At 43.4% G+C, this 11,907-nt stretch carries 9 protein-coding genes; all 9 read left to right on the top strand.

All coding sequences use genetic code 11. From position 1 onward, the window contains the following. The first annotated feature begins 382 nt into the window (after positions 1-382). The 9 genes from OFN73_RS06930 to OFN73_RS06890 are packed head-to-tail and all read left to right on the top strand — an operon-like array spanning position 383 to position 11,831. Positions 383-1,450, top strand: a complete 1,068-nt coding sequence (locus tag OFN73_RS06930) for an epoxyqueuosine reductase QueH (protein ID WP_270862811.1) — start codon at positions 383-385, stop codon at positions 1,448-1,450. Between the two features lie 30 nt (positions 1,451-1,480). Then, positions 1,481-1,939 carry a 3-hydroxyacyl-ACP dehydratase FabZ gene (gene fabZ / locus OFN73_RS06925; protein ID WP_270862810.1) on the top strand — a complete coding sequence of 153 codons (459 nt, stop codon included), beginning with the start codon at positions 1,481-1,483 and terminating at the stop codon, positions 1,937-1,939. 1 nt (position 1,940) lies between these two features. Next, positions 1,941-2,729, top strand: coding sequence for an acyl-ACP--UDP-N-acetylglucosamine O-acyltransferase (gene lpxA / locus OFN73_RS06920; protein WP_270862809.1), 789 nt, complete (start codon positions 1,941-1,943; stop codon positions 2,727-2,729). Then, positions 2,729-3,964, top strand: a complete 1,236-nt coding sequence (gene clpX, locus OFN73_RS06915) for an ATP-dependent Clp protease ATP-binding subunit ClpX (RefSeq protein ID WP_270862808.1) — start codon at positions 2,729-2,731, stop codon at positions 3,962-3,964. Before lpxA ends, clpX begins: the two co-directional genes overlap by 1 nt. An 8-nt stretch (positions 3,965-3,972) precedes the next feature. Then, entirely contained in the window at positions 3,973-5,007 is a 1,035-nt protein-coding gene (locus tag OFN73_RS06910; protein WP_270862807.1) for a rod shape-determining protein, read from the top strand. Next, the gene (gene mreC / locus OFN73_RS06905) at positions 5,000-5,749 is read left to right on the top strand and encodes a rod shape-determining protein MreC (RefSeq protein ID WP_270859932.1); all 750 of its coding nucleotides are present in this window, start codon (positions 5,000-5,002) and stop codon (positions 5,747-5,749) included. The genes OFN73_RS06910 and mreC overlap by 8 nt, the downstream gene beginning before the upstream one ends. Continuing rightward, a complete protein-coding gene (gene carB, locus OFN73_RS06900) occupies positions 5,749-9,009 on the top strand; it encodes a carbamoyl-phosphate synthase large subunit (protein ID WP_270862806.1) in 3,261 nt (1,086 codons plus the stop codon). Before mreC ends, carB begins: the two co-directional genes overlap by 1 nt. Next, on the top strand, positions 8,999-10,951 hold the full coding sequence (locus tag OFN73_RS06895) for a hypothetical protein (protein WP_270862805.1): 1,953 nt from the start codon (positions 8,999-9,001) through the stop codon (positions 10,949-10,951). Before carB ends, OFN73_RS06895 begins: the two co-directional genes overlap by 11 nt. Next, positions 10,938-11,831, top strand: a complete 894-nt coding sequence (locus OFN73_RS06890) for a DMT family transporter (RefSeq protein WP_270862804.1) — start codon at positions 10,938-10,940, stop codon at positions 11,829-11,831. Before OFN73_RS06895 ends, OFN73_RS06890 begins: the two co-directional genes overlap by 14 nt. Positions 11,832-11,907 lie beyond the last annotated feature (76 nt).

Below are 11,907 nucleotides of genomic sequence, written 5' to 3'. Positions count from 1 at the left end.
GCCACTTCTAAGGTTTTACAGGGGTGGGGGTTGGTAAGGGGGAGGGTAGCGTCTCCTAAAAAGCGCGCCCTCCCCCTTACAAGGAATTTCACGGCGCAGGTAAATTTAAAAAATCGTTCAATGCAAAATTTGGGTTGAATTTTGAATTTAAATTTCTCTGGATTGCTTCGCTTTCTGCGAAAGCTCGCAATGACAGCAAATTTAGCGCATGGAATTTTAAAGTCGTAGATTGCTTCGTCGCTGTCAAAACAGCTCCTTGCAATGACAATGGTGAGCAAATTTTATATAATCTGTTATTGCGAGAATTCGCATAGCAAATTCAAAGCAATCTGCGAGCCAGAATTTAAGGCTAGTATTTTTGCGAAATTTAAAAGGAGATTTTTTGTTAGTTCATATCTGTTGTGCGGTGGATTGTGATTATTTTTTGCGTAGGTTAGCGCGCGAGTGCGATGAGCCATTAGTGGGGTATTTTTACGACCCAAACATACACCCTTACAGCGAGTATTTGCTGAGGTTGGAGGACGCAAAGAGCGTGTGCGAGGGGCTAGGGATCAAATTTTACGCTGGGGAATATGATTATGAGGCGTGGCTTAGTGGGGCAAAAGGCCTTGAAAACGAGCCAGAAAAGGGCAGGCGTTGTGAGTTTTGCTTCGATTTTCGTATGCAAAACACCGCCTGCTTCGCGCGCAGTATTGGCGAGCAAAAAATCACCACGACGCTTTTAATGAGCCCCAAAAAATCGCACGCCCAGCTCGCCCGTTCGCTAGAAAAAATCTGCAAAGAGCAAAATTTGGAGTTTATCGCGCCTGATTTTCGCAAAAACGGCGGCACGAACGAGCAGTTTGCCCTAGCCAAAAAAGATAGGCTCTATCACCAAAACTACTGTGGCTGCATGTTTGCGTTATGCGCACAGCGTGGAGAGGGCGAAATTTACGAGCTTATGTCGCCAGTTGGCGGGGAAATTTTGCCTGCTTCGATAGAGGAAAAGTTTAAAATTTATAAAAAAGTAGCGAAATTTAGGCGCGAGGGCGTGAAATTTGAGATTATCAGAGATGAGTTTTTAAACTACCGCTTGCTTAGGGCGTGGGTGAAATTCTCTGGGCAGATAAGGCCTTCGTTTATCTTGCATAACTCCCATTTTAGGCGTGAATTTGTCAAATTTAGCATAAATGAGAGTTGCGAGAAATTTTACTGCGACAAGGGTGAGATTAAAATTTTAAGCCTTAAATTTTTCAACGAAATTTTAAAAACAGATTTCAAAAACACAGCCGAAATTTTAAAAAATCCGCCAAGTCTGAAAAAACAAGAGCAAATTCGCGCGAAAATTTGTGGTGCGCGTTCGCTTTCGCCAATCATCGTCGCAGATGAAATTTACCCAGCCAAAGTGGAGATTTATGCGCTATCTCGGATATTTTTAGATGTTAGGGAAATTTTAGTAAAGTTAGGGTAAAATGGCAAGAATTTTTATCAAGGATACGAAATGATCGACATAACCGAAATCTTAAACATACTTCCGCACCGCTACCCGTTGCTTTTGATCGACAAAGTTACCGATATGGATATGGGAAAAACGATAATCGCTTACAAAAACATCACCTATGGCGAGCAAATTTTCCAAGGACATTTTCCTGGTCACCCGATTTATCCTGGTGTGATGATTATCGAGGGACTTGCCCAAGCTGGGGGAATTTTGGCGTTTAAAGCAATGGAAGCTGAGGGCACGGATTTAAGTGATAAGGTTGTGTATTTTATGAGTATCGACAAGGCAAAATTTCGCAAACCAGTGCGCCCAGGAGACCGCTTAGAATACCGCTTAGAGGCGATTAAACACAGAGGCAGAATTTGGCAGTTAAAGGGCGAAGCGTATATCAAAGATGACGCAGGAGGCGATGTTTTGGCAGCCGAGGCAGAACTTCAAGCAATGGTAATGGATAAATAAAATGAGCAAAATTCATCACACCGCTATCGTAGAAGATGGCGCAGTTTTGGGCGATGATGTCATAATCGAGCCTTATGCGTTTGTAAGCGCTCAGGCCAAAATCGGCTCTGGCACACTTATAAAGCAGGGTGCGCGCATCATCGGCGATACTACAATCGGCGAAAATTCTAAAATTTTCTCTTATGCGATTGTGGGCGATATCCCGCAAGATATCAGCTTCGAAGTAGGCGAAAAAACAGGCCTTATAATCGGCAAAAACGCCACAATCCACGAATTTTGCACCATTAGCTCTGGTTCGCACAAGGGAGACGGATTTACGCGCATTGGCGATAATATCTTTATGATGGCGTATTGCCATGTGGCGCATGATTGTATTTTGGGCGATAATATTATTTTGGCAAATTCAGCCACTTTGGCTGGGCATGTGCAAATGGGCGATTACGCAGTAATCGGTGGTCTAACCCCCGTGCATCAATTCGTCAAAATCGGCGAGAGTTGCATGATAGCAGGGGCTAGCGCGCTTGGACAAGACATAGTGCCGTTTTGTCTAGCGGAGGGAAATAGGGCCTATATCAGGGGGCTAAATTTAACAGGAATTCGCCGTAGATTTGACAGAGATACGGTCGAAATCATCAACAAAGCATATAAATTTTTGTTTAACCAAGGCGTAGGATTAAAAGAACAAGCCGAAATTTTGATAAACGAAACAGATAATGAGCATGTGAAAAAAATGTGCGATTTTATATTAAACACAAAACGCGGAATTCCGCTAGATAAGGGTAGAAATTAATGTCAGATAAATGTAGTTTTTGTGGTTCGAGCGAAAAGGACGGACTTACGATTTTCCCAAACGATAGTGGCACGGCTTCGATTTGTAGCTATTGTATAGATCAGGCTTATGCAGCACTTCATGGCGGGGAGGTCGCGAAAAAGAGCGAACGAATCGCAGGTGAGATAGATTTCGAGGCGATTAAACCAAAGGCTTTAATGGAGGTTTTGGACAGATATGTAATCGGCCAAGAAAGGGCGAAAAAGATTTTTAGCGTGGGTGTTTATAACCACTACAAACGAATTTTTCGCAAAGATGAGATAGAGGGCGACGATACTGAAATTTCAAAATCAAATATTTTGCTAATCGGCCCCACAGGAAGTGGCAAAACGCTTATGGCGCAGACTTTGGCTAGGTTTTTAGATGTGCCTATTGCAATCAGCGACGCCACAAGCCTAACAGAGGCTGGATATGTGGGCGAAGATGTCGAAAATATCCTAACTCGCCTGCTTCAAGCAGCCGGTGGCGATGTCGAGAGGGCTCAAAGAGGCATTGTATTTGTCGATGAGATCGATAAAATCGCTAGAATGAGCGAAAATCGCTCGATTACGCGTGATGTCAGTGGCGAGGGCGTGCAACAAGCGCTTTTGAAAATCATCGAAGGAAGCGTGGTAAATATCCCGCCAAAAGGTGGCAGAAAACACCCTAACCAGGACTTTATTCAGATTGATACGACAAATATTTTATTCGTTTGCGGTGGCGCGTTTGACGGTATAAACGAGATTATCGGACGCAGAATCGGCAAAAATGTGCTTGGTTTTGGGCAAGAAAAACGAAGCAAAAAAGAAAACCAAAATTTGCTTGGCATGGTAGAGGCCGATGATTTGGTGCATTATGGGCTAATCCCTGAGCTTATCGGCAGACTTCATGTCATGGCGAGTTTAAACGAAATCGACGAGGCGGCAATGGTTAGAATTTTAACCGAGCCAAAAAATGCGATTTTAAAACAATACCAAAAACTTTTCGCAATCGACGGGGCAAATTTGAAATTTGACGATGAAGCTCTAAGCGAGGTAGCAAAACTTGCTATCAAGCGCAAAACTGGTGCTAGGGGACTTAGATCGATTATTGAAGAGATTATGATTGATATAATGTTTGACCTACCAGAGCTTAGTGGATATGATGTGATTATCTCAAAAGAGGTAGTCAGTGAGGGCGCAAAGCCGATATTAGTAAAACAAAATTTAACTGCATAGGGGAATAAATGTTACTTGATTCTTTATTAGGCTTATTTTCTAGTGATATGGGGATTGATCTTGGCACGGCAAACACGCTAGTTTTGCTAAAAGATAAAGGTATAATCATAAACGAACCAAGCGTCGTGGCTGTGCAAAACGAACGCTATGGCAAACAAAAAATCATAGCTGTGGGCGCAGAAGCCAAAGAGATGCTAGGTCGCACACCGGGCGATATCGAGGCTGTGCGCCCGATGAAAGACGGCGTTATCGCAGACTTTGATATGACTGAAAAGATGATTAGATATTTCATCGAAAAAACGCACAAAAGACGCTTTTTCGTAAGTCCTAGGATTATCATCTCTGTGCCTTATGGTCTAACGCAAGTCGAGCGCAAGGCCGTGAGAGAAAGCGCGATGATAGCAGGGGCGCGCGAGGTTTATCTAATCGAAGAACCAATGGCAGCAGCGATTGGTGCAGGGCTTCCAGTAGCCGAGGCGAAAGGCTCGCTAGTCGTAGATATCGGTGGTGGCACGACAGAGATTGGTGTGATTTCGTTAGGGGGCATTATAAATGCAAAATCAGTGCGCGTAGCAGGCGATAAAATCGACGCTAGCATTGTAAATTATGTCAAAGAAAAATATAGCCTTCTTATCTCAGAGCGTGCAGCAGAAGAGATCAAAATCAAAATCGGCACCGCAATCCAACAACCAAAAGATCTAACCTACACGGTCAAAGGCAAGGACCAAATCAGCGGGCTTTTAAGCTCGGTTGATTTAACTAGCGAAGATGTCAGAGAAGCGATAAAAGACTCAATCCGCGAAATCGCTGACGCGCTAAAATTTGTGCTTGAAAGTATCCAGCCAGAAGTCGCAGCCGATATCGTAGAAAACGGCGTGGTTTTAACTGGCGGAGGCGCGCTAATTAGAGGGCTAGATAAATATCTAAGCGAGGCTGTGAAACTGCCTGTATTCGTAGCAGATGAACCGCTTCTTTGCGTCGCAAACGGCACTGGCAAGGCCCTAGAAGAGATCAAATCGCTAAAACAAGCAGCAAATGACTAATGTAAAGTTTCTACTCATCGCTGTGGTATTGGTGGCTACTTCGCTTATTTTTGGATCGCAAATTCATGGTAAATTTATCGGTCTTAGCGGAGGAGCTATTGATACTTACAAAGATATTACGAGCTTTATAAAAAACAAAATTTCAAAACATATCGATCAAGCAAACACTATCGAAGCCCTGCGCGCCGAAAATGAGGAACTGAAAAAATCCGCCATGCTTCTTGGCACCTTTGCGGGGGAGTTAAATAAAATTTTGCTTGATAAAAACAGCTCCGCTTACGAACCGCGCGTCGAGCTTGTTAGGACGCTAAGTTACGCTAGCTTAAATGATTACAATAAATTTTGGATAAATTTTAAAAATTTCAATCCAGATAAAGTCTATGGTCTCATTAGCGAGGGCAAAACCGCAGGAATCGTCGTAAATCGCGACAACAAACCCCTAGCCATACTTCAAAAAGATGAAAAAAGCAATTTTTCTGTCTCAATCGGCGAGAGCCAAATTCCAGGCGTTGCAAACGGCGAGGGAAATGCTTTGGTGGTGAAATTTATCCCACAATGGCTAGACCCAAAAGTCGGCGATGAGGTTTATACGAGCGGAAAGGACGAGATATTTTTCGAGGGCGTGCCTGTGGGGCGGGTCAAATCAGTTCAGAGTGGTAAATTATACAAAAGCGCTGTCATAGAGCCATACGCAAATCCAAATATGCCAACGTTTTTGTATGTCGTTACAAAGGAAAGATAATGCCAAAAAGAGAAGATGTAAAGACGATATTGCTCATCGGAAGCGGTCCTATCGTCATCGGTCAAGCGTGTGAATTTGATTATAGTGGCACACAAGCTGCTAAAACTTTGAAAAATTTGGGCTATCGCGTAGTTTTGATAAATTCAAACCCAGCTACGATTATGACAGACCCTGATTTTGCAGATGCGACCTATGTCGAGCCAATCACAAAAGAGAGCATTTTGCGAATTATCAAAAAAGAGGGCGTCGATGCGATACTGCCTACTATGGGCGGTCAGGTTGCGCTAAATGTCGCAATGGAAGTCTATGAAAGTGGCGAGCTAGGCGATGTGAAATTTCTAGGTGCTAAACCAGAAGCGATTAAAAAGGGCGAAGACCGCGTGGCTTTTAAAGAAGCAATGATTAAAATCGGCATGGACTTGCCAAAGTCAAAATACGCCTACACTATGGAAGAAGCTCTCCGTGCAGCCGAAGAAATCGGCTTTCCGCTCATTATCCGCGCTAGTTATACACTAGGCGGGGCTGGTTCAGGTGTAGCGTATAATATCGACGAATTTAAAGAAATCGCACAAAACGGCATTGATATCAGCCCAATCCATGAAATTTTGATTGAAGAGAGTTTGCTTGGCTGGAAAGAGTATGAAATGGAGGTTATCAGGGACAATAAAGATAACTGCATTATCGTCTGCTCTATCGAAAACCTTGATCCTATGGGCGTGCATACGGGCGATAGCATTACGATTGCACCGGCTTTGACGCTCACAGATAAAGAATATCAGCGCATGCGTGATGCGAGTTTTGCGATTTTGCGTGAGATTGGCGTCGATACGGGCGGAAGTAATGTGCAATTTGCCATAAATCCGCGCACAGGTCGCATGATAGTAATCGAAATGAATCCGCGCGTCAGCCGTAGCTCAGCCCTAGCTAGCAAGGCCACAGGCTACCCGATAGCCAAAGTCGCTACCATGCTAGCTGTGGGATTTAGCCTAGATGAGATCAAAAACGATATTACTGGCACGCCTGCGAGTTTCGAGCCTGTGATTGATTATATCGTTACAAAAATCCCTCGCTTTGCCTTTGAGAAATTCCCGGGCGCGAACCCACACCTTGGCACTGCGATGAAGAGTATCGGCGAAGTAATGGCGATTGGGCGCACATTTAAAGAGAGTATCCAAAAGGCGCTTTGCTCAATGGAGAAAAGCTACTATGGCTTTATCGAGTTAAATTTAAGCAAAGATGATTTGATTTTTGGGCTTAGAAACGCAGGACAGGATAGAATTTTATATGTCGCGCAAGCTTACCGTGAGGGATTTAGCGTAGATGAGGTCTTTGAATTTAGCAAAATCGATCCGTGGTTTTTGCGCGAAATTCACGAAATTGTCGAATTTGAAGCCAAAATCGACATGGATATCCTAAATGCTCCAAATTTGCTTCGCAAAGCCAAAACCATGGGCTTTTCGGACAAAATGATTGCGCATTTGATCAACAAAGTCGATAATCTAGGCCTTACGCAAAATGATATTTTCTTTGCGCGCGCAAAACACGGCATAAATTTAGAGTATAACGAAGTCGATACCTGCGCAGGCGAATTTAAGGCTCTCACGCCGTATTTGTATTCTAGCACAAATATCACGCCAAACCTGCCAACTAGAACGCCGCAAAATGCTAAAAAAGTCCTAATCATCGGCGGTGGCCCAAACCGCATAGGTCAAGGCATAGAGTTTGATTATTGTTGTGTGCATGCAAGTTATGCGCTAAGGGATCTTGGCATAAAGAGCATTATGTATAACTGCAACCCAGAAACGGTTTCGACCGACTACGATACGAGCGATATTTTGTATTTCGAGCCGATTGATTTCGAGCATGTTCGCACCGTAATCGAGACAGAAAAGCCAGAGGGCGTAATCGTGCATTTTGGCGGACAAACTCCGCTTAAATTTGCCAAACGCCTAAACGCAATTGGAGCCAAGATTATCGGCACGAGTGCGCGCACGATTGATATCGCAGAAGACCGCAAGAAATTTAGCGAATTTATTACTAAAATCGGCGTAAAACAGCCTAAAAACGACACGGCCATAAGCGAAGCCGAAGCAATCGAAAAAGCCGCAATCATCGGCTATCCGGTCCTTGTGCGCCCTAGTTATGTGCTTGGCGGACGGGCTATGAGAAGAGTGCATAATGTCGATGAGCTAAAAGAGTATATGAGCGAGGCCGTGAGCGTGAGCTACCACTCACCGGTATTATTAGATAAATTTTTGCTTGATGCAACTGAGCTTGATGTCGATGCTATAAGTGATGGCAAAGATGTCTATATCGGCGCTATAATGGAGCATATCGAAGAGGCTGGAATCCACTCAGGAGACAGTGCAAGCATACTGCCTCCAATGAGCCTAAGCGATGAGATGATTGATAAAATCAACGAAACCACAAAACAAATCGCACTAAATTTGGGCGTCGTGGGGCTTATGAATATTCAGTTTGCGATTTTTGAGGACGAGCTTTATATGATCGAGGTCAATCCGAGAGCTAGTAGAACCGTGCCGTTTGTGAGCAAGGCAACTGGAATTTCAATGGCAAAGGTCGCCACTCGCGTAATGTGGCAAGGAAATTTGCGCGAGGCGCTTAAATTTTACGATAAATTTGGCGTTTTATGCGAGGAAAAGGGCATTTTAAAACCACGCGTGAGTGGCAGAGTATGTGTCAAAGAAAGCGTATTTCCGTTTAATAAACTCCCAGGCTGCGATATCGCGCTAGGACCAGAGATGAAAAGCACGGGCGAGGTTATGGGAATTAGCGAAAATTTCGCAAAAAGCTTTGCCAAAAGCCAAATTTCAGCCAGCAATGTCTTGCCAAGCAAGGGCGCTGTGTTTATGAGCCTGACTGATCGCGACAAAGAAAAAGGGGTAAGCCTAGCTAAGACTTTGGTTGAGACTGGATTTAGTCTGATTGCCACTGGCGGGACTTGCAAGGCGCTAAAAGAGGCAGGTTTGGAGTGCGAGTTCGTCTATAAAATTTCAGAAGGTCGCCCAAATATCGAAGATAAGCTAAAAAATGGCGAAATCGCCCTTGTCATCAACACCAGCGACACCAAATCAAGCTCGTCAGATACATTTAAAATTCGCCAAGCTGTGGTGAGATTTAAGTTGCCGTATTTTACAAATATCAAATCAGCCCTTGCTGCTACGATGTCGGTTTGCGCTGTGCAAGACGGAAGCGCGCTGGAAGTGAAAAGCTTGCAAGAGTATCTAAATGCAAGATAGAATTTCGTCTGAAAATGACGATGAATTGGGGCTAGGGGACAATCTCCTACTCCAAATTCAAAATTTAGCTAATGGCAATCAAGTTAGCAAAAACGATGTTAAAAAAATTTCAAGCCAAATTTTCCCATTTAATACCAAAATTTTCGTTTATTGGCAGTTTTACGGCTCATACGCCACCCAAACCCTAAAAGGCGACGCGAGCGTTGATATACACTTTGGCGATAACAAAATCGATTTTGAGGAATACACACAAAGTCTTTTGGATTTAGCCCAAAACGACGAACAAAGTCGCCAAGATTTTGTGGAAAATTTAAAAGCCACCAAAGCAAACGAAGCGATTAAACTCTCAGGTTCTACAAAAAATTTAGGCGATTATGAGAAATTTTCGTTTTCGTATTATTGCGGTAGTTGTTGCGGGCGCGGTTTAGTTCGCTGTAATAACTGCGGCGGGCGCGGAAATGTGGGCTGCTCATCTTGTGGCGGAAGTGGCAGAAGCAACTGCTTTGCTTGCGGTGGCACTGGAAGCGTGCTTTCATATAGGCAGGTGTATCAAAACGGCGAGTATGTCTCGCAAAGCTATTATGCGACCTGCTACTCGTGTGGCGGAAGCGGTTTGCAGACCTGTGGCTCGTGCTATGGCTCAGGAAGCCTTAGGTGTAATTCGTGTAGAGGTAGTGGGGAGGTAACCTGCCAAAAATGCAGTGGATACGGGATTTTCACAGATGTTAGAACCGTAAGCATAATGGCAAAATCAAGCGCAAATTTAAAAACTTCGTCCAAAAAATATGCTAACGAATTTGACGAATTTGCCCAAAGTGCTGGTATGGAGCTTTTAAGCGAGAAAATTCCTTTTGAATTGGTCGAATTTAATAATTATTCTAGCGATATCGAGCTTTGCGTTTATGAGGGAAATAGCCATTTTAGCGAACTGCAATATCAAATTCTAGACAAAACATATCTTGGCGTGGGGTTTGCAAATCCGCCTTATGCCTTTATCAAATCGAAATTTTTCGATGATTTATTTGCCGATGAAATCGAGTGTTTAGAAAAAATCGGACTTGACGGCAAGATAACCAAAAGAGAGGCTTATTCGTTTTTTAACAAATACGCCTCCCAGAGCGTTTTGGATAAATCAATGAAGCTAATCGCCTCTATTAGGCGCGATAAAAACGAAGAGTTAGGCTATGCGGTAAGGCAAAGTTGCGATGATTATATCAGCGATGAGAGCGCGCTTAGGCTAAGTGCGATGATGAAGGGGGTGCTAGATAGGATTTCGCCTGTGTATTCTGGGCTAATCTGGGGGCTTGGAGGGGCGATTTTTGCGATTTTTGCACTGATTTTAACGGAGCTAAATTTAGAAAGCTCATTTTCGCGCGCCCCATTTAGCGCAATTTTTCAAAGCGCGTTTGGAGTGTTTGTGTTAAGCCTTGTTTTAGGGCTAGTTTTTTACATGCTAAGCTCGCTTTCTACGCTACTTAAAAGGCGCAAAATCCCAAAAGAATACCGCCAAAAAATGCGAAATAAAGATCCGTTTAAAAAAATGGTGATTTGCGGAGTTTTCGCTTGGATTGTGGGTGGAATTTATGGCTATTTTGCGTCGCAAAATCCCGCTTTGCGCCTTGAAAATAGGGTAGAAAATTTTGTTTTAGAGCAGATTGAAATCAGTGAAAAATTTATAAAAGATTATGAAATTTGCGAGAAATTTAAAACTCTAAACTGCACTAATGAAATTTTGCCTGCCAAAAACAGCGAAATTTCGCCAAGCTACGAGCAAAAGGTCATATTCATACAACAAACCCTGCGCCAAAACGGCTACAATGTCGCAATAGACGGCAAATTTGGCAAAAAAACAATAAACGCTTGCACCAAATTTTTAGGCAAAAGCTTTAATTCGATTGATGAAATTTATGATGAAATGCTAAGACGAAATGAAGGCAAATAGTCAAATTTTTGGCATTTTCATAACCTTTCTTGGTGGGGTTTTGTGGGGATTTAGCGGGGTTTGCGGTCAGTATCTCTTCGAAATAAAGGGCGTGAGCGCAAATTGGCTTGTTCCGTATCGACTTTTTTGCGCTGGGGGAGTTTTGGTGATTTATTGCGCTTTTTCGTTGCGAGATAGGCGAGTTTTTGCGCCGATTTTGGACGCGAATTTGAGGGCGCAATTTTTGGCTTTTTCGATTTTGGGCTTAATGCTGACGCAATATTTTTACTTTTATTCTATCGAGCTTTCAAACGCCGCTGTTGCCACTGTGATCCAATACACCGCGCCCGCGATGATTTTGGCGATTGTGTGTATCACAGAGGCGCGACTACCTAAAATCAATGAGTTTATTTCGCTGATTTTGGCGATTTTAGGCGTTGTGATTTTAGCCACACACGGTGATTTGGGCTCGCTTGTAATCAGCCAAAAAGCGCTTATTTTTTGTCTGCTTAGCGCGGCTTGCGTTTGCGTGTATAATCTCGCGCCCAAAAAACTAAACCAAAAATACCCCGTCGTGCTAAATTTAGGCTGGGGCATGGTGCTTGGCGGAGTGGTTTTAGACGGGATTTTGGGCGTGTGGAATTTAGCTGGCGTTAGCGATTTAAGCGGTGTTTTGGCGTTTTTGGGCGTGGTGTTTTTCGGCACGGTTTTGGCATTTAGCTTTTATATGGTTGGGGTGAAATTAATCGGCGCGCCAAAAGCAAGCCTAATCGCCGCGATTGAGCCAGTTAGCGCAGCTGTGTTTGCGCATTTTTGGCTAGGGACAAAATTTGTGTTTTTGGATTTCGTAGGATTTGTGCTGATACTTTCGTGTATATTTTTATTAGCGAAAAAAGGCTAAATTTAGCCAAATTTGATAATTTGAAAGCTTTAAAAATTAAAATTTGAAAATCAAAAATACACCCTAAGGTGTCTTA

It is taken from the genome of Campylobacter sp. JMF_14 EL1 (assembly GCF_027737585.1).
In the GTDB taxonomy this organism is placed as follows: Bacteria; Campylobacterota; Campylobacteria; order Campylobacterales; family Campylobacteraceae; genus Campylobacter_B.
Note: the sequence above shows the minus strand (reverse complement) of the source record. Positions and strands in the feature narration are given on the sequence as shown.